24 protein-coding genes are annotated in these 25,190 nt (G+C 57.7%); 15 read left to right on the top strand and 9 right to left on the bottom strand.

Translation table 11 applies throughout. The features are described from left to right. Positions 1–5: 5 nt before the first annotated feature. Genes lsrG through lsrA form a run of 6 tightly spaced genes read right to left on the bottom strand, consistent with a single transcriptional unit; the run spans position 6 to position 5,691 of the window. Complete coding sequence (gene lsrG / locus G0034_RS19795; RefSeq protein ID WP_023331350.1) at positions 6–299, bottom strand: (4S)-4-hydroxy-5-phosphonooxypentane-2,3-dione isomerase; 294 nt, start codon at positions 297–299, stop codon at positions 6–8. After that, complete coding sequence (gene lsrF / locus G0034_RS19800; protein ID WP_014885309.1) at positions 296–1,183, bottom strand: 3-hydroxy-5-phosphonooxypentane-2,4-dione thiolase; 888 nt, start codon at positions 1,181–1,183, stop codon at positions 296–298. Before lsrF ends, lsrG begins: the two co-directional genes overlap by 4 nt. Positions 1,184–1,194: 11 nt before the next feature. After that, positions 1,195–2,196, bottom strand: coding sequence for an autoinducer 2 ABC transporter substrate-binding protein LsrB (lsrB, locus tag G0034_RS19805; RefSeq protein WP_014885310.1), 1,002 nt, complete (start codon positions 2,194–2,196; stop codon positions 1,195–1,197). A gap of 1 nt (position 2,197) precedes the next feature. Further along, a complete protein-coding gene (lsrD, locus tag G0034_RS19810; RefSeq protein ID WP_179121220.1) occupies positions 2,198–3,175 on the bottom strand; it encodes an autoinducer 2 ABC transporter permease LsrD in 978 nt (325 codons plus the stop codon). Further along, positions 3,176–4,207 carry an autoinducer 2 ABC transporter permease LsrC gene (gene lsrC, locus G0034_RS19815; protein ID WP_023338805.1) on the bottom strand — a complete coding sequence of 344 codons (1,032 nt, stop codon included), beginning with the start codon at positions 4,205–4,207 and terminating at the stop codon, positions 3,176–3,178. Further along, positions 4,204–5,691: an autoinducer 2 ABC transporter ATP-binding protein LsrA gene (gene lsrA / locus G0034_RS19820; RefSeq protein WP_179121350.1), complete on the bottom strand. Its 1,488-nt coding sequence runs from the start codon at positions 5,689–5,691 to the stop codon at positions 4,204–4,206. The genes lsrC and lsrA overlap by 4 nt, the downstream gene beginning before the upstream one ends. Positions 5,692–5,906: 215 nt before the next feature. Here lsrA and lsrR point away from each other — a divergent pair, with 215 nt between their 5' ends. The 3 genes from lsrR to G0034_RS19835 all read left to right on the top strand — a co-directional run bounded on the left by lsrR (position 5,907) and on the right by G0034_RS19835 (position 10,697). Further along, the gene (gene lsrR, locus G0034_RS19825; protein WP_179121221.1) at positions 5,907–6,875 is read left to right on the top strand and encodes a transcriptional regulator LsrR; all 969 of its coding nucleotides are present in this window, start codon (positions 5,907–5,909) and stop codon (positions 6,873–6,875) included. A gap of 34 nt (positions 6,876–6,909) precedes the next feature. After that, positions 6,910–8,490: an autoinducer-2 kinase gene (gene lsrK, locus G0034_RS19830; RefSeq protein ID WP_179121222.1), complete on the top strand. Its 1,581-nt coding sequence runs from the start codon at positions 6,910–6,912 to the stop codon at positions 8,488–8,490. Between the two features lie 185 nt (positions 8,491–8,675). Continuing rightward, entirely contained in the window at positions 8,676–10,697 is a 2,022-nt protein-coding gene (locus tag G0034_RS19835) for an NADPH-dependent 2,4-dienoyl-CoA reductase (protein WP_032635479.1), read from the top strand. Between the two features lie 82 nt (positions 10,698–10,779). Here G0034_RS19835 and rlmG read toward each other — a convergent pair whose 3' ends face one another. After that, positions 10,780–11,916: a 23S rRNA (guanine(1835)-N(2))-methyltransferase RlmG gene (gene rlmG, locus G0034_RS19840; protein WP_179121223.1), complete on the bottom strand. Its 1,137-nt coding sequence runs from the start codon at positions 11,914–11,916 to the stop codon at positions 10,780–10,782. Between the two features lie 83 nt (positions 11,917–11,999). On the opposite strand from rlmG, the gene G0034_RS19845 reads away from it, so the two are divergent. The 4 genes from G0034_RS19845 (at position 12,000) to sstT (ending at position 16,242) form a co-directional block, all read left to right on the top strand. Beyond that, positions 12,000–12,503, top strand: a complete 504-nt coding sequence (locus tag G0034_RS19845) for a YgjP-like metallopeptidase domain-containing protein (protein WP_014885318.1) — start codon at positions 12,000–12,002, stop codon at positions 12,501–12,503. A gap of 70 nt (positions 12,504–12,573) precedes the next feature. Then, the gene (locus G0034_RS19850) at positions 12,574–13,572 is read left to right on the top strand and encodes a Gfo/Idh/MocA family protein (RefSeq protein WP_179121224.1); all 999 of its coding nucleotides are present in this window, start codon (positions 12,574–12,576) and stop codon (positions 13,570–13,572) included. Between the two features lie 251 nt (positions 13,573–13,823). After that, positions 13,824–14,789 carry a TerC family protein gene (locus tag G0034_RS19855; RefSeq protein WP_023331359.1) on the top strand — a complete coding sequence of 322 codons (966 nt, stop codon included), beginning with the start codon at positions 13,824–13,826 and terminating at the stop codon, positions 14,787–14,789. Positions 14,790–15,000: 211 nt separating this feature from the next. Next, positions 15,001–16,242, top strand: coding sequence for a serine/threonine transporter SstT (sstT, locus tag G0034_RS19860; protein ID WP_023331360.1), 1,242 nt, complete (start codon positions 15,001–15,003; stop codon positions 16,240–16,242). A gap of 93 nt (positions 16,243–16,335) precedes the next feature. On the opposite strand, the gene G0034_RS19865 is transcribed toward sstT, so the two are convergent. Both G0034_RS19865 and uxaC read right to left on the bottom strand, forming a co-directional pair. After that, complete coding sequence (locus tag G0034_RS19865; RefSeq protein WP_023331361.1) at positions 16,336–17,823, bottom strand: UxaA family hydrolase; 1,488 nt, start codon at positions 17,821–17,823, stop codon at positions 16,336–16,338. 17 nt (positions 17,824–17,840) lie between these two features. Then, positions 17,841–19,253: a glucuronate isomerase gene (uxaC, locus tag G0034_RS19870; protein ID WP_014885323.1), complete on the bottom strand. Its 1,413-nt coding sequence runs from the start codon at positions 19,251–19,253 to the stop codon at positions 17,841–17,843. 474 nt (positions 19,254–19,727) lie between these two features. Between uxaC and G0034_RS19875 the strand changes: the two genes are divergently transcribed. The 8 genes from G0034_RS19875 to G0034_RS19910 all read left to right on the top strand — a co-directional run bounded on the left by G0034_RS19875 (position 19,728) and on the right by G0034_RS19910 (position 24,916). Further along, positions 19,728–21,026 carry an MFS transporter gene (locus G0034_RS19875; protein ID WP_023331362.1) on the top strand — a complete coding sequence of 433 codons (1,299 nt, stop codon included), beginning with the start codon at positions 19,728–19,730 and terminating at the stop codon, positions 21,024–21,026. 181 nt (positions 21,027–21,207) lie between these two features. After that, complete coding sequence (exuR, locus tag G0034_RS19880) at positions 21,208–21,984, top strand: transcriptional regulator ExuR (RefSeq protein ID WP_014885325.1); 777 nt, start codon at positions 21,208–21,210, stop codon at positions 21,982–21,984. Between the two features lie 343 nt (positions 21,985–22,327). Continuing rightward, the gene (gene yqjA, locus G0034_RS19885; protein WP_014885326.1) at positions 22,328–22,990 is read left to right on the top strand and encodes a DedA family general envelope maintenance protein YqjA; all 663 of its coding nucleotides are present in this window, start codon (positions 22,328–22,330) and stop codon (positions 22,988–22,990) included. Between the two features lie 2 nt (positions 22,991–22,992). After that, positions 22,993–23,376, top strand: coding sequence for an EnvZ/OmpR regulon moderator MzrA (gene mzrA / locus G0034_RS19890; protein ID WP_014885327.1), 384 nt, complete (start codon positions 22,993–22,995; stop codon positions 23,374–23,376). A 143-nt stretch (positions 23,377–23,519) separates the two neighbouring features. Beyond that, on the top strand, positions 23,520–23,888 hold the full coding sequence (locus tag G0034_RS19895; RefSeq protein WP_014885328.1) for a DUF1090 domain-containing protein: 369 nt from the start codon (positions 23,520–23,522) through the stop codon (positions 23,886–23,888). Positions 23,889–23,917: 29 nt separating this feature from the next. Beyond that, on the top strand, positions 23,918–24,223 hold the full coding sequence (locus tag G0034_RS19900; RefSeq protein WP_008503141.1) for an ElaB/YgaM/YqjD family protein: 306 nt from the start codon (positions 23,918–23,920) through the stop codon (positions 24,221–24,223). Between the two features lies 1 nt (position 24,224). Further along, the gene (locus G0034_RS19905) at positions 24,225–24,623 is read left to right on the top strand and encodes a phage holin family protein (RefSeq protein ID WP_014885329.1); all 399 of its coding nucleotides are present in this window, start codon (positions 24,225–24,227) and stop codon (positions 24,621–24,623) included. Next, on the top strand, positions 24,620–24,916 hold the full coding sequence (locus G0034_RS19910) for a YqjK-like family protein (protein WP_014885330.1): 297 nt from the start codon (positions 24,620–24,622) through the stop codon (positions 24,914–24,916). Before G0034_RS19905 ends, G0034_RS19910 begins: the two co-directional genes overlap by 4 nt. Positions 24,917–25,190 lie beyond the last annotated feature (274 nt).

Genomic DNA, 25,190 nt, shown 5'->3' on the forward strand with positions numbered 1-25,190 from the left:
AAAAACTACTCCGGCAACAACCCCACAAAACTGCGTTTTTTGCGCGGCTCCGACATCAGGTCCTCAAGCTTATCCACGCACGCCAGATAGTGCGGCGTCTGCTTATGCGCCAGCACCGCCGCTTCGTCTTTATAGGCTTCGTAGATAAAGAACCGGGTTTTCACCCTCGGATCCTGCAGGACGTCAAAACGCAGGTTTCCCGGCTCCTTAATCGCCCCTTCATGGTTGGCGCGAAACACCGTCAGAAACTCGTCCACCCGCTCGGGTTTGATGTTGATCTCCACTAACGTCACGTTCATTTTGCTTCTCCCTGTTTCTCTTCCTGCCAGAACTGGAACGCTTCACGGGCGCTCATGTTCTCGTGAACCACTTTTTTCACTGCCTTCAGCATGGCGAGCGGCGCGCTGGACTGGAAGATATTGCGCCCCATGTCCACACCGGATGCGCCCTGGTCAATCGCGCGCCAGCACATCTCCAGCGCCTCGTGCTCCGGCAGCTTTTTGCCGCCGGCGATGACGATCGGCACCGGGCAGCTGGCGGTGACTTTTTCAAAGCCCTCATCCACATAATAGGTTTTGACGAACTGCGCCCCCATTTCGGCGGCAATGCGGCTGGCAAGTGAGAAATACCGCGCGTCGCGCGCCATCTCTTTCCCCACCCCTGTCACCGCGAGGGTTGGCATGCCGTAGCGGGCACCAGCGTCGACAAGCTTGATGATGTTGTTGATCGACTGATGCTCGAACTCGCTGCCAATGTAGACCTGTGCTGCGACCGCGCAGACGTTCAGCCGGAGCGCATCTTCCATTGCCACCGCCACGCACTCGTTGGACAATTCGCCCAGAATTGAGTTACCGCCGGAGGCGCGCAGCACAACCGGTTTGTTGGTGGCCGCAGGCACGGTGCTCCGCAGGATACCGCGGGTACACATCAGCACATCGGTTTCGCCAAACAGCGGCGCAATGGAGAGATCGATACGCTCAAGGCCGGTGGTCGGCCCCTGGAAATAACCGTGGTCAAAGGCCAGCATCACCGTGCGGTTGCTTTGCGGGTTGAAGATGCGCGAAAGCCTGGACTGCATCCCCCAGTCCAGCGAACCACAGCCCTTCAGGGTAAACGGCACATTTTGCTGTGGCGTGCCGATGCCAAAATCCTTCCCGTCTTTGATGTCGTCTAAATCAGCCATTTGTTCCCCCGTCAGAAATCGTATTTGTTGATGTTCTCTTTAGTGAACACCACGCGTTCCGGCAGCAGCACGATGCCGTTACCTTTCGCCTCATACTGGTAGCCCTGCACGCTGTTCGGTTCGACCTTCAGCGTACCGATCTCTTTCACGTCCACGCTGTCGCCAACGTTAAGATCGCCTTTTTTCAGTAAACGATCGGCGACATTGACCGCAATTTTGCCCTGTTGCACCACGTCCCACAGGCCGAAGGCTTTTACCGTGCCGCGCTCCACGTATGGACGCATGACGTTTGGCGTGCTGAACCCGACAATCGCCACCCCTTCCCGCTTCAGGTTTTCTGCTGCCTGCGCAGCGGCTGGCAGGGCGTTGGCATCCGGGGCGATGATCGCATCCAGATCCGGATACGCTTTTAAGATCCCCTCGGCGGTTTGCAGGGATTTGGTGGCATCGTTATAGCCAAACTGAGTGGTCACGATCTGCCACTGAGGATGATCTTTCTCGATTTTAGCCTTCGCCTCTTTCACCCACTGGTTCTGGTCGGTGACCGTTGGGCTGGAGTAGAAGAATGCCACTTTGGCATTCGGTTTGGTGACCTGCTTGCCCGCCATCTCCACCAGCAGGCCGCCGAGCTGTTCCGGCGTCCCCTGGTTGATATATATGCTGCGGCACTCCGGTTTGGTGTCGGAATCCCAGGTCAGCACTTTGACGCCGCGCTGCATCGCGCGTTTTAAGGCCGGGCAGAGGCCGTCCGGCGACACGGCAGAGACGATAATCGCGTTGTAGCCCTGGTTAACGAAGTTGTTGATGAGCTGCACCTGGCCGGAAACGCTCGGCTCGGTTGGACCGTCATAGGTGACGTCCACGCCGAGGTCTTTCCCCGCCTCTTTCGCACCGTTACCGCCGCTGGTGAAGAAGCCAACCCCCACCAGTTTCGGGATAAAGGCAATCCGATCCGCCGCCTGCGCCGAGGCGAAGCTGAGGGCCATTGCCAGGACTATCAGTTTTGTTTTCATCTTACGCTCCGGAAAGTTTTCTAAAGAGAGAACGCACCCATTCGCGGTGCAGACTCAGCGAACGACCCATCACCACCACAACCAGCAGCGCTCCTGAAAGCGCGCTCGATACCTGGTTGGGGATGCCGACCATCTGTAAACCCTGTTGCAGGTACCCCACCAGCAGCGCTGCCAGCGCCGTACCGACAACCGAACCTGACCCGCCGTAGATATTCGCCCCGCCGAGTACGGCGGCGGTGAGCGCAGGCATCAGCAAATCGCGCCCCAGATCTGACCGCGCGGAACCGAAATAGGAGACCATGACCAGTGCGGCAATGGCCGAGGCCACGCCCACCAGACCATACAGCGCGTAGGGCATACCGTTAACCGACAGCGCCGCATAGCGTGCCGCTCGCGGGTTCTGGCCAATCAAAAACAGATGACGGCCAAAGCGCCCGCGGTGGGTAATCAGCCAGAAGAAAACGGTAATCACAGCGAACAGCACCAGCGGGAGCGGCAGGCCAACGACCGTGAGATTCGCGAACGCGGTAAAGCTGTCCGGGAAGCCGCCGATGCCCTCATAGCCCGTCGCCCCCGCCATGCCGGAAAGCAGCAACGCCCCGCCACCGTAGAGATAGAGCGTGCCGAGGGTAATCACCAGTGGACTGATGCCGGTGTAGTGGATCAGCGCCGCATTCACCAGCCCGCACAGCAGGCCGAGCAGCAGCGTCAGCGGAATGGCCACCGCCATCGGCCACCCGGCCTGCATCATCACCCCCAGCGCGATGGCGCACAGGCCGATGGTCGAACCCAGCGAGATGTCGATCCCGCCGCTGATAATGACAAGCGTGAGCGGCAGCGCCACGATACCGATACCGATGAAGTCGCTGGTGCTGAACAGCAGCATATTGATGTCGAGCATGCGCGGGTTAATGGCGCCAAAGAGCAGGATCTCCAGCACCAGCAAAACCAGCAGCGCGCTTTCCCAGTTAAGCTTCATTTACGCCACCTCTTTTTTGCGTTTGGGAAAGGGAGTGACGTGCTTTCCCCCTCTGTGACCTGGCTGGAAGCGGCCGTATTTCAGCGCCCGCTGATGGCGCGCCAGCGCCTGACGCAGCCGCCCGTCGAGCACCAGTACGCCCAGCAGCACCAGCCCGGCGATAAAGTCATTCCACCAGGCTGGCAGCCTGAACAGCACCAGTACGGTGTCGATTTGGGTGAGGAAGAAAGCCCCAAGCAAGGCACCGATCAGCGTGCCGGTGCCGCCCAGCAGAGAGATCCCCCCGAGCACGCAGGCGGCGATGGCCTTCATCTCCAGCCCGCTGCCGGTCTGGTTGGGGACAAAACCAATTTGCGCGGCAAAGACAATCCCTGCGCAGGCCGCCAGCATGCCGTTCAGTGTAAAGGCGAGCATGCGGGTGCGGTTCACCGCTACGCCCAGCTGACGCGCGGCGGCGAGGTTATCCCCCACCGCGTAGAAATCACGGCCGAACGCGGTACGCGACAGCGTCCACGCGCCCGCGGCTGCGATAATTAACACCACCATACCGAGTGGCGACATGCCGATGGCAAGCGGTTCAGAGAGAGATTTCAGCCCCGGCGGCAACCCTTCAATCCACTTCCCGCCCGTCCAGAGCAGCATCGCCCCGCGATACAGCCCCAGCGTGCCGAGGGTGGCGACAATCGCCGGGATGCGCAGCCCCACCACCAGCACGCCGTTGAATGCCCCGGCCAGTGCGCCAATCGACAGTGCGAAGAGGATGGAAACGGGCAGGCTGTAGCCGCCATTGAGCGCCACGCCGACGGCGATTGCCGACAGCCCAACGGTCGAGCCCACCGAGACGTCAATATTGCGGGTCAGCATGACCAGCGCGGCACCGATGGCCAGCAGGATCAGGATCTGGGCACTGGCGAAGATCATCCCCAGCGTTTGCAGGCTGAAGTAAGACGGGTTCAGCGCCACCAGCACGGCAAACAGTGCCAGAATGGCGAGAAACGCGCTCAACTCACGGTTCTTTAATAAGGTCTTCATGATTGCCCCCCGAACGCCAGCGCCATCATCCTGTCGAGGCTAACGGCATGGCGCTGCAGCTCGCCGCTGAGTACGCCCTGATGCATCACCAGTACGCGATCGGCAAGGCCTGGGAACTCATCGAGATCGCTTGAGATCATCAGTACCGCGACGTTCTGCGCGGCCACGCTTTTGATGAGTTGGTAGATATCGGCGCGCGCGGAGACGTCCACGCCACGCGTCGGTTCATCGACAATAAGGAGTAAAGGATTGGCCTCCAGACAGCGCGCCAGCAGTACCTTCTGCTGGTTGCCGCCGGAGAGCGTACGCACGGTTTGATCCGCATGGTTGAGCTTAATCCCGAGCGCACGGTGATAGCGCTCTACCACCGCCGACTCCCGCTTGCGCTGCTGCCAGAGAGACGGCTCGTTCAGCACCACGGTGTTCCAGCGGATCGGCGCGTCGAGGAACAGGCCGGAAACCTGCCTGTCTTCCGGCAGGTAAACCAGCCCTTTTTCCAGACGTGAACCAGGCGGCTCGGCAGTGATTTCCTGATTCTCCAGCCAGACGCGCCCCCCGCGCACCGGACGCAGGCCGTAAAGCGTTTCGGCAAACTCGGTGCGCCCGGATCCCACCAGCCCGGCCAGGCCGACGATCTCACCGGCGAAGATCTCAAGACTCAGATCGATAAACCCCTCCCCGGTGAGATCCTCCACGCGCAGCACCGGGAAATCCTGCGGCTGGGTGCGGCGGTTGCCCGGCAACGCCAGCCACAGCTTTTGCGTCTCGCTCAGAGATTTTTCCCGACTCACTGGCGTCATGGCGGCAATCAGGGCGTTATCGTCAAACTGCGCGGTTTCACCGCTCAGCACCACTGCACCGTCACGCATCACCGAGATGTGGCTCGAAAGCAGGCGAATTTCCGGCAGCTTATGCGAGATAAAAACAATGCCGACGCCAAGCGCCTGCAACGCGCGGATCTGGCGGAACAGGCGTTCGGTTTCGCCGGGCGTGAGCGAGGCGGTGGGTTCGTCGAGGATCAGGATCCTGGCGTTGCGCATTAATCCGCGGAGGATCTCTACCATCTGCTGATCCGCCACTTCCAGAGTGCTGGCGGTGGCATCAAGGTTAAGCTGGCATTGCAGCTGCTGGAGCTTATCGGCCAGGCGCGGTTCCAGATCCCGTTCACGGGGCAGGCGAAAGAGGATATTTTCCCGCACCGTCAGGTTGGGGAACAGCAGCGGCTCCTGCGGTACCAGATAAATGCCGAGCTTATGCGCCTGCGCTGGCGTAAGCCGTGCAAAAGACTCCCCCGCAACCGAAAGTTCACCGCTGTCAGGCGTTTCAACTCCGGCGATGATCTTCATCAGCGTCGATTTTCCCGCGCCGTTCCCGCCCATCAGGGCGTGTACCTGGCTCGCGAGCAGCGTGAAATCAATGCCTTTTAACACCGGCACGCCCGAGAACTGCTTGCTGATCCCCCGCGCTTCAATAAGTGGTGTCATCATCGCTCCGCTATTGAACAAATGATTTTTAGATTTAATAATGTTCAAAAGCGTAGACGGTGAACTATATTTACAACCGTGCAGGGATCACAGTTTTATTGATTAAGATCCAGATAAAACAGAAACCCGCTTAAAGATCCGTTTTGTCGCGTGGCTCACATTTTCCCTTCGCGTCATCACGAACATATGATCTAAATTTTTATAAGAGTTCAATTATGAGCGATAAACGCACTGCGGAAGAAGGACGGTTTGCCGGGCTGGCGCTGGCGGAAGAGGAGCTGGTGGCGCGCGTGGCCTGGTGCTATTACCACGACGGGCTGACCCAGAACGACATCGGTGAGCGACTCGGGCTGCCGCGTTTGAAGATCTCCCGTCTGCTGGAGAAAGGCCGCCAGTCCGGGGTGATCCGCGTGCAGATCAACTCCCGTTACGAGGGCTGTCTGGCGCTGGAAACCGAACTACAGCAGCGCTTTGGGCTGAAGCTGGTGCGCGTGATGCCCGCCCTGAATACGCCGCCGATGAACGTGCGGCTGGGCATTGGCGCGGCGCAGTCGCTAATGGGCGTGCTGGAGCCCGCCCAGCTGTTGGCGGTGGGATTTGGTGAAACGACCATGAGCAGCCTGCAGCACCTGAGCGGCTTTATCAGCTCGCAGCAGATCCGCCTGGTGACGCTCTCCGGCGGCGTCGGGCCGTATATGACCGGTATCGGCCAGCTGGACGCGGCCTGCAGCGTCAGCATGATCCCCGCCCCGCTGCGCGTGTCATCCGCCTCCGTTGCCGGGATCTTAAAACGCGAAACCAGCGTGCGGGACGTGATCCTCGCCGCCACCGCCGCCGACGTGGCGGTGGTCGGCATAGGTTCGGTGAACCAGCGCCGTGACGCCACGATACTGCGCTCCGGCTATATCAGCGAAGGTGAACAGTTGATGTACGCCCGCAAAGGCGCAGTCGGCGACATTCTCGGTTATTTCCTTAATGCCGAGGGGGAATGCGTTGAGGAGCTGGAGATCCATAAAGAATTACTCGGCGTCACGCTCGATGAACTGGCGCAACTGCCCACCATCGTTGGCGTGGCCGGCGGGGAAGAGAAAGCCGATGCGATTTATGCCGCACTTAAGGGTCGCCGTATCAATGGCCTGGTGACGGAGGAGACGACAGCCCGCGCGGTGCTGGCCCTGACGTAACGGGGATGCCCTGCGCTAACAACGAGGCAAGCTCATGAGTTACCTTTTAGCGTTAGATGCAGGGACCGGCAGCGTTCGCGCCGTGATTTTCGATTTACAGGGCAACCAGATTGCCGTCGGTCAGGCCGAGTGGAAGCACCTGAGCGTGGAGAACGTACCGGGATCGATGGAGTTCGATCTCGACACCAACTGGCGGCTGACCTGCCAGTGCATTCATCAGGCGCTGGAGCGTGCGCACCTGACCGCGGCGGATATCCAGTCCGTTGCCTGCTGCTCCATGCGCGAAGGGATTGTGCTGTACGACCGCAACGGCGAGGCCATCTGGGCCTGCGCCAACGTCGACGCCCGCGCCAGCCGCGAGGTGGCCGAGCTCAAAGAGATCCACGACAACTGCTTTGAATCCGAAGTGTATGACGTCTCCGGGCAAACTCTCGCCCTGAGCGCCATGCCGCGCCTTCTGTGGCTGGCGCACCATCGCCCCGACATTTACCGCAAGGCCGCGACCATCACCATGATCAGCGACTGGCTGGCGGCGAAGCTTTCCGGCGAGCTGGCGGTGGATCCCTCCAATGCGGGCACCACGGGCATGCTCGATCTCTTTTCCCGCGACTGGCGTCCGGCGCTGCTCGACATGGCCGGGCTGCGCGCCGATATTCTCTCCCCGGTGAAAGAGACCGGCAGCGTACTGGGGGCCATTACCCATGAAGCCGCGCAGCAAAGCGGCCTGCGCGAAGGCACGCCGGTGGTAATGGGCGGTGGCGATGTACAGCTGGGCTGCCTGGGGCTGGGAGTGGTCCGCGCCGGACAAACGGCGGTGCTGGGCGGCACCTTCTGGCAGCAGGTGGTGAACCTGCCGCAGGTGCGCACCGACCCCGATATGAATATCCGCGTGAACCCGCACGTCATCCCCGGCATGGCCCAGGCGGAGTCGATCAGCTTCTTCACCGGGCTGACCATGCGCTGGTTCCGCGACGCCTTTTGCGCAGAAGAAAAGCTGATTGCCGGGCGGATGGGAGTGGACACCTATACCCTGCTGGAAGAGATGGCGAGCCGCGTGCCGGCAGGCTCCCACGGGGTGATGCCGATCTTCTCCGACGCGATGCATTTCAAGCAGTGGTACCACGCCGCGCCGTCGTTTATTAACCTCTCTATCGACCCGGAAAAGTGCAACAAAGCGACACTGTTCCGTGCCCTGGAAGAGAATGCGGCAATCGTTTCGGCCTGCAACCTGGCGCAGATTTCGCGCTTCTCCGGCGTGACGTTTGAAAGTTTAGTTTTTGCGGGCGGAGGAGCAAAAGGCGCCCTGTGGAGTCAGATCTTAAGCGACGTCACCGGACTGCCGGTACGCGTGCCGGAAGTGAAAGAGGCGACAGCGCTCGGCTGCGCGATTGCGGCAGGCGCAGGCGCGGGATTATTTGCAGATATGGCCTCAACGGGCGAGCGGCTGGTGAAGTGGAGCCGTGAGTTCACGCCAAATCCCCAGCATCGTGAGCTGTATGACGGCATGATGCAAAAATGGCAGGCGGTGTATGCCGACCAGCTTGGGCTGGTGGATAGCGGGCTGACCACATCGATGTGGCAGGCCCCGGGATTGGTACGGGTAGCGGCGCCGTAAAAAACGCCGGATGGCGCTGCGCTTATCCGTTCTGGGGTTTTGTAGCCCTGGTAAGCGCAGCGCCACCGGGGAAGTTCTTTGAGATCTATCACAATCATTCGATCCCGCTTTTACCTTTCCGCTGCCGCTGGCTAAATTAGTAACTCATCCGACCACATAACAATAATTTTACACTGGAAGAGACTATGAGCCGCTACCCGTCGTTGTTCGCCCCCCTGGATCTGGGGTTCACCACCCTTAAAAACCGCGTGTTAATGGGCTCGATGCACACTGGGCTGGAAGAGCGTCCGGACGGTGCCGAGCGTCTGGCGGCCTTCTACGCCGAGCGCGCGCGGCATGGCGTGGCGCTGATTGTCACCGGTGGCGTAGCACCTGCGTCTTCAGGCGTGACGATGGAAGGTGGCGCGGTGTTGAACGATGCGAGCCAGCTTGCACATCACCGTATCGTTACCGACGCGGTTCACAAAGAGGGCGGCAAAATCGCCCTGCAAATCCTGCACACCGGGCGCTACAGCTATCAGCCGAAACTGGTCGCGCCGTCGGCCATTCAGGCGCCGATTAACCGCTTCACACCGCATGCCCTCAGCCACGACGAGATCATAGCGCTGATTGACGACTTCGCCCGCTGCGCGGCGCTGGCGCGTGAAGCAGGTTATGACGGCGTCGAAGTTATGGGCTCAGAAGGTTATCTGATCAACGAATTCCTTGCCGCCCGCACTAACCAGCGCGAGGACGAATGGGGCGGCGACTATGTCCGCCGCATGCGCTTTGCCGTTGAAGTTGTGCGTGCGGTGCGCGAACGAACAGGAACAGATTTTATTATCATCTTCCGCCTGTCGATGCTCGACCTGGTGGAGGGCGGCGGGACGTTCGACGAAACCGTGCAGCTGGCGCAGGCGATTGAAGCCGCTGGTGCCACCCTCATTAACACCGGGATTGGCTGGCACGAAGCCCGTATTCCGACCATCGCCACACCGGTGCCGCGCGCGGCATTCAGCTGGGTGACGCGCAAGCTGAAAGGCAAAGTGTCTGTTCCGCTGGTCACCACCAACCGCATTAACGACCCGCAGGTGGCGGACGATGTGATATCGCGCGGCGATGCCGACATGGTGTCGATGGCGCGGCCGTTCCTTGCGGATGCCGAGCTGCTGTCCAAAGCGCAAAGCGGACGCGCGGATGAGATCAACACCTGCATCGGCTGTAACCAGGCCTGCCTGGATCAGATCTTCGTCGGCAAGGTGACCTCCTGCCTCGTCAACCCGCGAGCCTGCCACGAAACTAAAATGCCGATCGTTCCGGCGGCCAGCATAAAACGCCTGGCCGTCGTGGGCGCAGGCCCGGCGGGCCTGGCGTTTGCAGTGAATGCCGCCTCGCGCGGCCACAGCGTGACGCTTTTTGACGCCGCAGGCGAGATTGGCGGGCAGTTTAATATCGCCAAACAGATCCCCGGCAAAGAGGAGTTCTACGAGACCCTGCGCTACTACCGCCGGATGATCGACCTGACGGGCGTCGAGCTCCGGCTCAATCAGTTTGTCAGCGCGGCGGATCTGATCGGTTTTGATGAGGTGATCCTGGCAAGCGGGATCGTACCGCGAACGCCTGCGATCGCAGGTATCGATCATCCAAAAGTGCTGAGCTATCTCGACGTATTGCGTGACAAAGTGCCGGTCGGGAAAAGCGTAGCGATTATCGGCTGCGGCGGAATTGGCTTTGATACCGCCATGTACTTAAGCCAGCCGGGTGAGGCTACCAGCCAGAACATTGCCGAGTTTTGCGTGGAATGGGGTATCGACACCAGCCTGAGCCAGTCCGGCGGCCTGCGTCCGGAAGGACCGCAATTGCCGAAAAGCCCTCGTCAGATTGTGATGCTGCAGCGTAAAGCCAGCAAGCCGGGCGAAGGACTGGGTAAAACCACGGGCTGGATCCACCGGGCAACCCTGCTTTCACGCGGGGTGAAGATGATCCCGGCGGTGAGCTACGAAAAGATCGACGACGAGGGTCTGCACGTTACGATCGGCGGCGAACCGCAGCTGTTGCGCGTGGATCATGTGATTTTGTGTGCCGGGCAGGAGCCGAGAAGGGATCTGGCGGATCCGCTGCGCGAAGCCGGAAGAACGGTGCATTTGATTGGCGGATGCGATGTGGCGATGGAGCTGGACGCACGGCGGGCGATTGCACAGGGGACGAAGCTGGCATTAGCGATTTGATTTCTTGCCCGGTGGCGCTGCGCTTACCGGGCCTACAAAACCGTAGGCCTGTGCAAGCGCAGCGCCGCCAGGCAAAACAACCTTAACGACGACGCCCCAGCTTCACCGCCTTCAGCACCACAAACTTGTTGTTCGTCGCGATGGTGACGCAGTTGCCGAAAATTTTCTTCAGCTTGTGGAAGTAGTCCAGGTGGCGGTTCGCCACGATATACAGCTCGCCGTTGATTTTCAGACAGCGGCGCGCGTGGTGGAACATCTCCCAGGCAACGTTATCCGTCAGGGCATGCTTCTGATGGAACGGCGGGTTACAGAACACGGCGTTGAAGCGGAACGGCTCCACGCCGGAGAGCGCGTTGTTGATCATAAACTCGCAGCGATCCAGCGCCTCTGGCAGGTTAGTTTCCACGTTCAGACGGCTGGAGGCCACCGCCATTGGCGATTCGTCGCTAAACACCACGCTGGCGTCCGGGTTTTTCGCCAGCAGCGTCAGGCCAATCACACCGTTCCCGCAGCCCAGGTCGACGATCTCCCCTTCCAGATTTTCCGGCAGATGTTCCATAAAGAAGCGTGCGCCGATATCCAGGCCGGTACGGGAGAAGACGTTCGCATGGTTGTGGATGGTCCAGTCGGTGCCTTCCAGCTTCCAGCTCAGCGTCTCTGGCGCGTCGGCCAGCTCCGGTGCGCTAAACGTACAGTTGATCAGGCGCGCTTTTTTCCAGGCAAGCGTAGTGGTGGTTGGACCGAGGACTTTCTCGAACAGCTCCAGCGTCGACGTGTGGATATCGCGTGCCTTGGCACCCGCGATAATACGGGTTTCTGGCGTGACGACTTTTCGCAGCGCGCGCAGCTGTTGCTCCAGCAGCGCCATGGTTTTTGGCACTTTAATCAGCACCACACCCGGCGCCTGCGGGTGCTCCGCGGTGCTGTCGAGGAACTTCACGCTGGATTCGTCGATTTCGTTATGGCGCAGGTTTTCACGCGTCGCCAGCTCGCTTAAGTAAGAATCGCCGATGCTGTAAGGTTTGTGCTCCGCCAGGGCGCAGCCCAGCGCGCCGAATGCATCATTCAGGATCAGAACCGGCCCGAGGATTTCGGTATCATCCAACTGCTGCAGCAGATACTCATCCGCCGCTTCCCACGCCTGAAGCGGGTTAACGTCGTCCGTTTCCGGGAAACGTTTAAGGTTGAGTGAACGGAAACCGTTGTCTAAGTGGCTCATCGGCCCTCCTGAATGGTAAAATTTGGCGTATCCCTGAAAAGGGTGCGTGAGTATACCCGTTTTATTGTCGATTTGGGGCGTTGATGAACCAACTTACTTATCTCCAGGGCTACCCGGAGCATTTACTTTCTCAGGTTCGCAGCCTGATTGCCGAGCAGAAGCTGGGCGCGGTGCTGGAAAAACGCTACCCCGGTACGCACGATTTCACGACCGATAAAGCCCTCTGGCAGTATACGCAGGATCTGAAAAGCCGGTATCTGAAGAGCGCGCCGCCGATCAACAAGGTGATGTACGACAACAAAATCCACGTTCTGAAAAACGCGCTCGGCCTGCACACCGCTATCTCCCGCGTGCAGGGCGGCAAGCTGAAAGCCAAAGCCGAGATCCGCGTGGCGACGGTTTTCCGTAACGCACCGGAAGCCTTTCTGCGGATGATCGTGGTCCATGAGCTGGCGCACCTGAAAGAGAAAGAGCATGACAAAGCGTTCTATTCCCTGTGCTGCCACATGGAGCCGCAGTACCACCAGCTGGAGTTTGATACCCGGCTGTGGCTGACGCATTTATCGTTAAAGAGTAATGCGCAGTAACGCACGCGAATTGTCATGATGACGTGCTACAGTGGGTAAAGGTTCCCCGCTACGGAGTACGTAAACGTTTATGATACGTTTCGCAGTCATTGGAACGAACTGGATCACGCGCCAGTTCGTCGACGCCGCCCACGAAACCGGCAAACTTAAACTCACCGCAGTCTATTCCCGCAGCCTTGAGCAGGCGCAGAGTTTTGCGAATGATTACCTCGTCGAGCATCTCTTCACCTCTCTCGACGAGATGGCGCAAAGCGACGCCATAGACGCGGTCTATATCGCCAGCCCAAACGCCCTGCACTTCCCCCAAACGAAGCTGTTTCTCAGCCATAAAAAGCATGTGATTTGCGAGAAGCCGCTGGCGTCGAATATCCAGGAAGTGGAAGCCGCCATCGCGCTTGCCCGCGAAAACCAGGTGGTGCTGTTCGAAGCGTTCAAAACGGCCAGCCTGCCGAATTTCCTGCTATTGCAGCAGTCGCTGCCGAAAACAGGCAAAGTGCGTAAAGCCTTCATCAACTATTGCCAGTACTCGTCGCGCTATCAGCGTTATCTGGACGGCGAGAACCCCAATACCTTTAACCCGGCCTTCTCTAACGGCTCGATTATGGATATTGGTTTTTACTGCCTGGCCTCTGCAATCGCGCTGTGGGGCGAGCCGCACGGCGTCACGGCCACGGCCAGCCTGCTGGAAAGCGGTGTGGATGCGCACGGGGTCGTGGTGCTGGATTACGGCGATTTCAGCGTCACGCTGCAGCACTCTAAAGTCAGTGATTCTGTGCTGCCGAGCGAAATTCAGGGCGAAGCCGGGTCGCTGGTGATTGAGAAGATCTCCGAGTGTCAGAAAGTGAGCTTTGTGCCGCGCGGCGGTAAAGCGCAGGAGCTGACGCAGCCTCAGCATATTAACACTATGCTCTATGAGGCAGAGGTCTTCGCCCGTCTCGTGGAAGACAACGAAGTGAATCACCCGGGCCTCGCGGTGAGCCGCACCACGGCGAAGCTGCAAACGGAGATCCGCCGTCAGACCGGCGTGGTGTTCCCGGCAGACGGCGTGGGCGCAGAGGCTATCGCGTAAAGCTGTGTAATGAAAAGGCGCAGACCATTGACGAAACCGATGGTCTGACATATTTTGTTACCTGCAAAGGGGAGTAACTTCTTCGCCGGTGGATCGTCATTACGATGCGTGCAAAATCGCATCCGGTCGCCGGGCAACCTTCGTGGTTGTAAGTGAGACCTTGCCGGAAGGCGAGGTCTATGCATAAAAAGCTAACGGCTATCGTCTTCTGACCATAGCCGTTTTTGTTTTTTATGTGTAAGGAAAATAGTATGCATTCTGTCGGCACTCCAATGTTGTGGGGCGGATTCGCGGTTGTCGTGCTCATCATGCTGGCGATCGACCTCTTTTTGCAGGGGCGTCGCGGTGAGCACGGCATGTCCATAAAGCAGGCCGCCGTCTGGTCCCTGGTATGGGTCACCCTCTCTCTGCTCTTCTGTGCTGCCTTCTGGTGGTACCTGGCCTCAACCGAAGGCCGCGCGGTGGCCGATCCTCAGGCGCTCGCCTTCCTCACCGGCTATCTGATTGAAAAAGCCCTCGCGGTCGATAACGTCTTCGTCTGGCTGATGCTGTTCAGTTACTTTGCCGTGCCTGCGTCACTGCAGCGCCGTGTGCTGGTCTATGGCGTGCTGGGTGCGATTATCCTGCGTACGATCATGATCTTCGCCGGTAGCTGGCTGATTACCCAGTTCGAATGGCTGCTGTACGTCTTCGGCGCGTTCCTGCTGTTCACCGGGGTCAAAATGGCGCTGGCGAAGGAAGATGAAACCGGTATTGGCGAAAAGCCGCTGGTCAAGTGGATCCGCAGCCACCTGCGCATGACGGATAAGATCGAGAGTGAGCACTTCTTCGTGCGCAAGAACGGTCTGCTGTTTGCCACCCCGCTGCTGCTGGTGCTGATTCTGGTTGAGCTGAGCGACGTGATTTTCGCCGTAGACAGCATTCCGGCCATCTTTGCGGTGACGACAGATCCGTTCATCGTCCTGACCTCTAACCTGTTCGCGATCCTTGGCCTGCGCGCCATGTACTTCCTGCTGGCAGGTGCCGCAGAGCGCTTCTCGATGCTGAAGTATGGCCTGTCGGTGATCCTCGTGTTCATCGGTATCAAGATGCTGATCGTCGATTTCTACCATATCCCGATCGCTATCTCGCTCGGCGTGGTGTTCGGCATTCTGATCGTGACGCTGATTATCAATACCTGGGTTAACCGCCAGCACGATAAGAAGCAGCAGGTTTAGTGCGTTTTGCCGGGTAAGCGCAGCGCCACCCGGCACTTCCGTTAACCAATAGTTAAAAAACATGACGCAACACGTAAAATCCAGCATTTTACTCTTCCGCCTTGCCCTGCTTTCCCTGATACTCAACCAGGCAAACAAATACTTACATCCGGACATAAATGTGACTTAGAGCACATACAGGATGGAACGCAATTTCACTCAGGAATAACGTATGAGCACACAATCAAGCGGTCTGTTCGCGCGCCTGGCGCAGGGCAGCCTCGTTAAACAAATTCTCGTCGGGTTGGTACTGGGCATTCTGCTGGCAATGGTGTCAAAACCCGCTGCAGAAGCCACCGGGCTTCTCGGCACCCTCTTTGTTGGCGCCCTGAAGGCCGTCGCACCGGTTCTGGTTCTGATGCTGGTCATGGCCTCCATTGCCAACCACCAGCACGGACAAAAAACCAACATTCGCCCTATTCTGTTCCTGTATCTTCTGGGAACCTTCTCCGCTGCCTTAACGGCCGTGGTATTTAGCTTCCTGTTCCCGTCTACGCTGCACCTGACCAGCGCGGCCGGTGACATCACACCGCCGTCCGGCATTGTGGAAGTGCTGCGCGGTCTGCTGATGAGCATGGTATCCAACCCCATCACGGCGCTGATGAACGCGAACTACATCGGCATCCTGGTCTGGGCGATTGGTCTGGGCTTCGCGCTGCGTCACGGCAACGAGACCACGAAAAATCTGGTCAACGATTTATCGAATGCCGTCACCTTTATGGTGAAACTGGTGATTCGTTTTGCGCCAATCGGTATTTTCGGGCTGGTCTCCTCCACGCTGGCTACCACCGGTTTCGACGCGCTGTGGGGCTACGCGCAGCTGCTGGTTGTTCTGGTCGGCTGTATGCTGCTGGTGGCGCTGGTGATCAACCCGCTGCTGGTGTTCTGGCAGATCCGCCGCAACCCGTATCCGCTGGTGCTAACCTGCCTGCGTGAGAGCGGTGTGTATGCCTTCTTCACCCGCAGCTCTGCGGCAAATATCCCGGTTAACATGGCGCTGGCGGAGAAGCTGAATCTGGACCGCGATACCTATTCCGTGTCGATCCCGCTAGGTGCGACCGTGAACATGGCGGGCGCGGCAATCACCATCACCGTGCTGACCCTGGCAGCGGTACATACCTTAGGTGTTCCGGTCGATCTACCAACGGCGCTGCTGCTGAGCGTGGTGGCTTCTCTGTGTGCCTGTGGCGCGTCCGGCGTGGCGGGTGGCTCGCTGCTGCTGATCCCACTGGCATGTAACATGTTCGGTATCCCGAACGAGATCGCCATGCAGGTTGTGGCCGTCGGCTTTATCATCGGCGTATTGCAGGACTCCTGCGAAACGGCGCTGAACTCCTCAACCGATGTGCTGTTCACCGCAGCGGCCTGTCAGGCGGAAGACGCGCGTTTAGCGAAGAACGCTCTGCGAGGTTAACAGCAAAGCGGCAACCTCTGGTTGCCGCTTTTAATGTTTTCACCCTCTCCCCGTGGGAGAGGGCCGGGGTGAGGGCACCAGCCCGCACTCAACCTAAAGCGTCACACCACTCTTAAAGATCGCCAGCTCGCGAAAATCGTTCTTCTCATTGCAGGTCTGTCTGCCGCTGGCAAACGCCACGATGGCGTCCACAAACTCCGTCAGCAGCTGCGGCATCGCTTTGCCGTGAATCAGTTGGCCTGCGTCGAAATCAATCCAGTGCTTTTTCTTCGCCGCCAGCTCGCTGTTGGTCGCGATTTTGACCGTCGGCACAAAACCACCGTACGGCGTGCCGCGACCGGTACTGAACAGCACCATGTGGCAGCCTGCCCCCGCCAGCGCGCTGGTGGCGACCGCATCGTTACCCGGTGCGCTCAGCAGGTTCAGACCGTGGGTTTTCAGGCGCTCGCCGTAACGCAGGACGTCCACGACCCGGCTTGCCCCCGCTTTCTGGGTACAGCCGAGGGATTTCTCTTCAAGCGTCGTGATCCCGCCCGCTTTGTTACCCGGCGACGGGTTCTCATAAATCGGCTGATTATGGGCGATGAAGTACTGTTTGAAGTCGTTCACCATGGTGACGGTCTTCTCAAACGTCTCTTCGTCGCGGCAGTGGCTCATCAGAATGCGCTCTGCGCCGAACATTTCCGGCACCTCGGTCAGCACCGTTGTGCCGCCGTTAGCGATCACGTAATCCGAGAAGCGGCCCAGCATCGGGTTCGCCGTGATGCCGGACAGGCCATCGGACCCGCCGCACTCCAGACCAAACTTCAGCTCGCTTAGCTTGCCCGGCTGGCGTTTATCGTGACGCATCACCTCGTACAGCTGGTGCAGATGTTCCACGCCCGCCTCCACTTCGTCATCCTGGTGCTGACATACCATAAAATGAACGCGCGCCGGGTCAAATTCGCCCAGCGTGTCGCGGAAGGCATCGACCTGGTTGTTTTCACAGCCGAGGCCAATCACCAGCACCGCTCCCGCGTTAGGGTGGCGCACCATGTTTTGCAGCATGGTGCGGGTGTTGATATGGTCGTCGCCGAGCTGCGAACAGCCGTAGGTATGGCTGAAGAGATGTACGCCGTCGGTACCTTCAGCATCGTGAGTTTCTTTCAGAAAACGCGTCTGGATCTGGCGTGCAATGCCGTTCACGCAGCCGACGGTTGGAAGGATCCACAGCTCGTTGCGGATCCCCACCTCACCGTTCGCACGACGGTAGATCTGCACGTCCCGATCCGCCGCCTGCTCTTCTTCCACCTGAAAATCAGGTTGATAGCTGTACTCGTCAAGATCGCTCAGATTTGTGCGGGTGTTGTGGGAATGAATATATTCACCCGGCGCAATATCCGCCAGTGCATGACCGATGGGCAAGCCGTACTTCACCACGTTCTCCCCTTTCGCAATGGGGATCAGGGCAAACTTGTGTCCACGCCCAACGGCCTGGCGTAACGTCACCGACTGGTTGTTGAAGGTCACTTCCGTCCCTTCGGTTAAATCTGCCAGCGCGACGGCAACGTTATCCAGCGAATGGATTTTGATGTATTGCATATCAACCTCAGACGGCCTTAGTTCAGTTCAATGGCGAAGTAGTCACGCGCATTGTTAAAGCAGATGTTTTTCACCATGTCGCCCAGCAGCTGGATATCGGCTGGCGCTTCGCCTGCGTGAACCCAACGGCCAATCATCTGGCACAAAATGCGGCGGAAATATTCATGGCGCGTATAGGACAGAAAGCTGCGGCTGTCAGTCAGCATGCCGACAAAGCGGCTCAGCAGGCCAAGCTGTGCCAGCTGCGTCATCTGACGCTCCATGCCATCTTTCTGGTCGTTGAACCACCAGCCGGAACCGAACTGCATCTTGCCCGGCATCCCTTCGCCCTGGAAGTTGCCAATCATGGTGCCCAGCACTTCGTTATCGCGCGGGTTCAGGCAGTACAGGATGGTTTTGGGCAGCAGGTTTTGTTCGTTCTGTTTGCTCAGCAGTTTAGATAACTCTTCCGCCAGCGGGCGATCGTTGATGGAGTCAAAGCCCACGTCAGCACCGAGCAGTTTGAACTGACGCTGGTTGTTGTTGCGCAGCGCGCCGATGTGGTACTGCTGTACCCAGCCGCGACGGGCGTATTCCGCACCGAGGAACACCAGCACCGCCGTTTTAAACTGCGCCACGTCGTGCTCGTTAAGCGTTTCACCCGAGAGACGACGCGCCAGAATGCTGTCCAGCTCGGCTTCGCTGGCGTCCGCAAACAGCACCACGTCCAGCGCATGGTCAGAGACTTTACAGCCATGTGCCGCAAAGTGATCCAGACGTTTGGTCAGCGCGGTTTGCAGATCGGCGAAACGGCGGATATCGGTATCGGACACCTCTGCCAGCTTCGCCATGTAATCGTTGAAGGTGGCCTGTTCGATGTTGAAAGCTTTGTCCGGGCGCCAGCTTGGCAACACTTTAATATCGAAAGAGGTATCTTTCGCCACGACAGCGTGATGTTCCAGGGAGTCAATGGGATCGTCGGTGGTACCCACCATCTTCACGTTCATCTGCTTCATGATACCGCGTGCGGAGAAGTTATCCTGCGCCAGCAGTTCGTTGCACTGGTCCCAGATTTCATCCGCAGTGGCAGGTGAAAGCAGTTTGCCGGTGATGCCAAACGGACGGCGCAGTTCCAGATGGGTCCAGTGAAAGAGCGGGTTGCCGATCGTGTGTGGAACGGTCGCGGCCCAGGCGTCAAACTTCTCGCGGTCGCTGGCGTCGCCGGTACACAGGCGCTCAGCCACACCGTTGGTGCGCATCGCACGCCATTTATAGTGGTCACCCTTCAGCCAGATGTCATACAGGTTTTTGAAACGGTAATTTTCGGCAACCTGCTGCGGCGGCAAGTGGCAGTGGTAGTCGAAAATCGGCTGGTCTTTGGCATAGTCATGATACAGACGGCGAGCAAATTCGGTATCTAGCAGAAAATCGTCAGTCATAAACGGCGTCATTATCGTCATCCTCATTACGGGAGCGTCAGAAAGCGTATGTTCATATGCTGCAAAGTTATCACACCAATTTCCATCAGCAGACGTTTTTTTCGTGAGTAAGATCAATAAACGCCAACAAATAAATCCCCCTGAATGACGTAAACTCTTCTCCATCCCGCGCCAGCACTGGCTTCATCCGCAAAGCAGAATGCCCACACAAATAATCATACATTTGTGATATCACTCACCTTTTAAAGTTGTATGACAAGTTATCTTTTCGCCGTCGCAAACCATAAGCCGACGGAATGAATTGCCGGTGTGAAACATCGGATTTAACGGTACGGATACCGACTGAAAGACGCTTACTGATGGCAAAGTTCGGGCCGTTCCGGAACCACCTTCCGGCTACGCCCCTCCCGTTACACAGCTGCTCCCGGAAACGGTTGAGAGGTTGTCGTGCTCTGGCACGGAAATAACATAACGATGAGGTTTTAGATGCGTAAAATTAAAGGGTTACGTTGGTATATGATCGCACTGGTGACGCTGGGCACCGTGCTGGGCTACCTGACGCGTAACACCATAGCGGCGGCGGCGCCTACGCTAATGGAAGAGCTGCACATTTCAACCCAGCAATATTCCTACATCATTGCGGCCTACTCCGCGGCTTATACCATTATGCAGCCGGTTGCTGGCTATGTTCTGGATATTTTAGGCACCAAAATCGGCTATGCCTTCTTCGCCGTCACCTGGGCCATTTTCTGTGGCGCAACGGCGCTGGCAGGCAGCTGGGGCGGGCTCGCGCTGGCGCGTGGTGCAGTAGGTGCCGCCGAAGCGGCAATGATCCCGGCAGGGCTGAAAGCCAGCTCCGAATGGTTCCCGGCGAAAGAGCGTTCCATTGCTGTCGGATACTTCAACGTGGGGTCGTCGATTGGCGCGATGATTGCACCGCCGCTGGTGGTGTGGGCTATCGTGATGCACAGCTGGCAGCTGGCGTTCATTATCTCAGGCGTGCTGAGCTTCGCATGGGCAATGGCGTGGCTGATTTTCTACAAGCATCCGCGCGACCAGAAAAAACTCTCCGAAGAAGAACGCGAATACATTATTGGCGGTCAGGAAGCGCAGCATCAGGTCAACAACGGCAAGAAACTGTCCGTCTGGCAGATCCTGGGCACCCGTCAGTTCTGGGGTATTGCCCTGCCGCGCTTCCTCGCTGAGCCTGCCTGGGGGACGTTCAACGCGTGGATCCCGCTGTTCATGTTTAAAGTCTACGGCTTTAACCTGAAAGAGATCGCGATGTTCGCCTGGATGCCGATGCTGTTCGCCGATCTGGGCTGTATCGTGGGTGGCTACCTGCCCCCGCTGTTCCAGCGCTGGTTTGGTGTGAACCTGATTGTCTCCCGTAAAATGGTCGTGACCATGGGCGCGCTGCTGATGATTGGACCGGGGATGATTGGCCTGTTCACCAGCCCTTACGTGGCTATCGCGCTGCTGTGCGTTGGCGGTTTTGCTCACCAGTCACTTTCCGGCGCGCTGATTACGCTCTCGTCTGACGTCTTCGGCCGTAATGAAGTCGCCACCGCTAACGGCCTGACCGGGATGGCGGCATGGACTGCAAGTACGCTGTTTGCGCTGGTAGTGGGTGCCCTGGCAGACACCATCGGCTTTAGCCCGCTGTTCGCCGTGCTGGCCGTCTTCGACCTGATGGGTGCGGTAGTGATCTGGACGGTACTGAAAAACAAATCCGCCGAGGAGCTGCAGAAAGAGACGCTCGGGAAACCGGCCACGCAGAGTTAGCATCGCTGTGCCGGGTGGCGGCTTCGCCTTACCCGGCCTACAAACCCCGTAGGCCCGTGCAAGCGAAGCGCCGCCGGGCATTAAAGGCCGCTCCGTAGCGGCTTTTTTCATGTCAAAATCTGGAGAGTGGCACGCAGAAGTGGTATAACAAATCATCTGCCGTACCCTGCCTGGAGCGCATATGGACATCACCGAACCACGTCGTTTATATCAACAACTTGCTGCGGAGCTGAAAGATCGCATCGAGCAAGGCGTCTATCTTGTCGGTGATAAACTTCCCGCCGAGCGTTTCATTGCCGATGAAAAAAGCGTGAGCCGTACCGTCGTGCGTGAAGCCATTATCATGCTTGAAGTGGAAGGCTATGTTGAGGTCCGCAAAGGCTCCGGTATTCATGTGATTTCCAATCAGCCTAAACACTCTCCGGTAACGGATGAAAGTCTGGAATTCGCCAGCTATGGTCCGTTTGAGCTGCTCCAGGCTCGCCAGTTAATCGAAAGCAATATTGCCGAATTTGCCGCGACGCAGGTGACCAAGCAGGACATCATGAAGTTAATGGAAATCCAGGAGAACGCCCGCAAAGAAAAATGTTTCCGGGATTCTGAGTGGGACCTGCAGTTTCACGTCCAGGTTGCGCTGGCAACCCAGAATACGGCGCTGGCGGCAATCGTTGAGAAAATGTGGACTCAGCGCGTTCACAACCCTTACTGGAAAAAACTGCACGATCATATCGATTCCCGCACCGTCGACAACTGGTGTGACGATCATGATCAAATCCTTAAAGCGCTGATTCGTAAAGATCCTCACGCGGCAAAACTGGCGATGTGGCAACATCTGGAAAACACCAAGCAGATGCTGTTCAATGAAACCAGCGACGACTTCGAATTTAACGCGGACCGCTATCTTTTTGCTGATAATCCAGTGGTTCATCTTGATACGGCACCCAGTGCCGCAAAATAGATGACCTTTCTGCTGGCAGGCGCTTCGCTGCGCCTTCCGGCTTAAGTGGGTAAGCAAAACATATATAGTGTCAGCCTTTGTAAATCCCCTCGCTCACTTCCAGGGCTTACGCCAAAATCACCTCACCCTGCAAATTCTGTGACGCAGAACGTTGGGCTTTGTTACAATTGGATTCACTTCGTTATTTTGTAAGTTAGTGCTTGCTAACCAGCCAATTAACAGGGAACAGTGTTGGCCACACCGCAATGTGTCCGCGAGCGACCATAATGAAATCACAACAATGTCGCCGTACTGTTTGTCCCGGCTAACAGGCGTGACGTTAACCGATTTCCAGGAACACTGAATGGAACTTTTGACTCAACTACTGCAAGCCCTCTGGGCGCAGGATTTTGAAACGCTGGCCAACCCTTCCATGATTGGCATGCTCTATTTTGTCTTATTTATGATCCTGTTCCTGGAGAATGGTTTGCTGCCTGCGGCCTTCTTACCGGGTGACAGTTTGCTGGTGCTTGTCGGTGTGCTGTGTGCCAAAGGGGCAATGGCATTCCCGCAAACCGTTTTATTACTGACCATCGCGGCCAGCCTCGGCTGCTGGGTAAGTTATATCCAGGGAAGGTGGCTGGGCAATACCCGGATCGTACAGAACTGGCTTTCTCATCTGCCGGCGCATTACCACCAGCGGGCGCATCACCTTTTCCATAAGCACGGGCTTTCCGCACTGCTGATGGGCCGCTTTATTGCCTTTGTGCGCACCCTGCTGCCCACCATTGCCGGGCTGTCCGGGTTGAGCAGCACGCGCTTCCAGTTCTTTAACTGGATGAGCGGCCTGCTGTGGGTGCTGATCCTGACGACGCTGGGCTATGCGCTGGGTAAAACGCCGGTCTTCATGAAATACGAAGATCAGCTGATGTCCTGTCTGATGCTGCTTCCAGTGGTTCTGCTGGTCTTCGGCCTGATTGGCTCGCTGGTCGTTCTGTGGAAGAAAAAGTACGGAGCGCGAGGTTAACGATGGTTATCTCTCCCCTCGCCCTGCGCCGTTCTGCCTGTGCATTCATTGTACTGATGTTCCTCTGCGCCCTTCTGCTGGCCTGGAGCGCGCTTTCACATGAGGAATCTACGCTGGCCATTCGTCCGGTTAATCAGGGCGCCAGCGTGCCCGACGGTTTCTCTGTCTGGCATCATCTGGACGCGAACGGGATCCGCTTTAAAAGCATTACGCCGAAAGACGATGTGCTACTGATCAAGTTTGACTCCCGCACGCAAAGCGCCGCGGCGAAAGCGGTTCTTGACCGTACGCTGCCGCGTGGGTATATCATTGCCCAGCAGGAAGATGACAACCAGCCAGCGGCGTGGCTGTCATTGATTCGCGATACATCGCATCGGTTTGGATAATTACCAGGATTCCGAATCTTTTCACTCACTTTGGTGAATCCCCCGTTTACTTACTATGCTTAAGTACGCGGAGCACCCCTCGAATGTACTCCGCATCATTCTGGAAAGCGGCTTACGCCGCAACACAATGGAAGGTTTCGATAATGAAATTCCGCATGACTCTGGCTCTGGCCCTTTTTTCTTTAAGCACAGCGACCTTCGCCAACTCTCTCTGTCAGGAGAAAGAACAGGATATTCAGCGTGAGATCGGTTATGCCGAAAAGCATAACAATCAGCACCGTGTTGATGGTCTTAAAAAAGCGCTGAGCGAAGTGAAAGCAAACTGTACAGACAGCAAGCTACGTGCCGATCATCAGAAAAAAATCGCTGAACAGAAGGACGAGATAGCCGAGCGCCGTCAAGACCTGCAGGAAGCGAAAGAGAAAGGGGATGCGGAAAAAATTGCTAAGCGCGAGAAGAAGTTGAAAGAAGCGCAGGACGACCTGAAAGCGCTGGAAGCTCGCGATTATTGAGTTAACGGAAATCTCAACAGGAGAGAATCATGTCAAAAGATACGACGTCTGAACATCTGCGCGCTGAACTGAAATCCCTGGCCGATACCCTTGAAGAGGTGTTGAACTCTTCCGCCGACAAGTCGAAAGAAGAAGTGAGCAAGCTGCGTAGCAAAGCGGAGCAGGCGCTGAAAGAGAGCCGCTACCGCCTGGGTGAAACCGGTGATGCACTGGCAAAACAGACCCGTGAAGCGGCGGCTCGCGCGGACGAATATGTGCGCGATAATCCATGGACGGGGGTAGGTATTGGTGCCGCCGTCGGTGTGGTACTGGGTGTTCTTCTGACGCGTCGTTGATATGGAAGATCCTCGTCACGCACAAGGGCCTGCTAACAACGTCCTCGGCATCGGCCAGCGTATTTTAACCACGCTGGTCGGGATTGCCGAAACGCGCGTCCGGCTGGCAGTGGTCGAGCTGGAAGAGGAGAAAGCAAATCTCTTCCAGATGCTGCTGATGCTCGGCCTGACCATGCTCTTCGCCGCGTTTGGTCTGATGAGCCTGATGGTGTTAATCATCTGGGCCATTGATCCGCAGTATCGACTCAACGCGATGATTGCCACCACCGTCGTTTTGCTGGTCGCCGCGTTGATTGGCGGTATCTGGACGCTGCGCAAAGCACGCAAGTCGACTTTCCTGCGCCATACGCGTCAGGAGCTGGCTAACGATCGCGCCCTGCTGGAGGATGACAAGCCGTGAGCGATAAAGCCGAACGTCAGAAGCGCAAAGCCTACCTGTTGAGTCAGATCCAGCAGCAACGGCTGGATCTTTCTGCCAGCCGTCGCGACTGGATTGACGCGACGCGGCGGTTTGACCGTGGCTGGAATACCTTTCTGAGCCTGCGTTCATGGGCGCTGGTCGGCAGTAGCGTCATGGCTATCTGGACGGTTCGTCATCCAAATATGCTCATCCGCTGGGCACGCCGCGGTTTTGGTGCCTGGAGCGCCTGGCGTTTGGTGAAAGCGACGTTGCGTCAGCAGCAGCTGAGGTAGCCTTCTCGCCGGGTGGCGGCTTCGAGGTAAAAGCAAAACGGTAACTCAGGTTACCGTTTTTTGTTTTTGCGCCCTCTCCCCGTGGGAGAGAGTTGGGGTGAGGGCACCAGCGCGCACCTTTTTTTACTCAATATCTTTGAAGAAGATTGACAGTTTTCCTTGCTAACAATTGTCACCCGCCCCGTTTATTATCCTCTCCATCGACAGCATATCCGCGGTATCTACCCGGAATTGCACACAAATAAAGTTCAGCCGCTGATGTGGTTTCCTGGAG

Origin of the sequence: Enterobacter sp. T2 (genome assembly GCF_010692925.1) — a bacterium.
Taxonomy (GTDB): domain Bacteria; phylum Pseudomonadota; class Gammaproteobacteria; order Enterobacterales; family Enterobacteriaceae; genus Enterobacter; species Enterobacter kobei.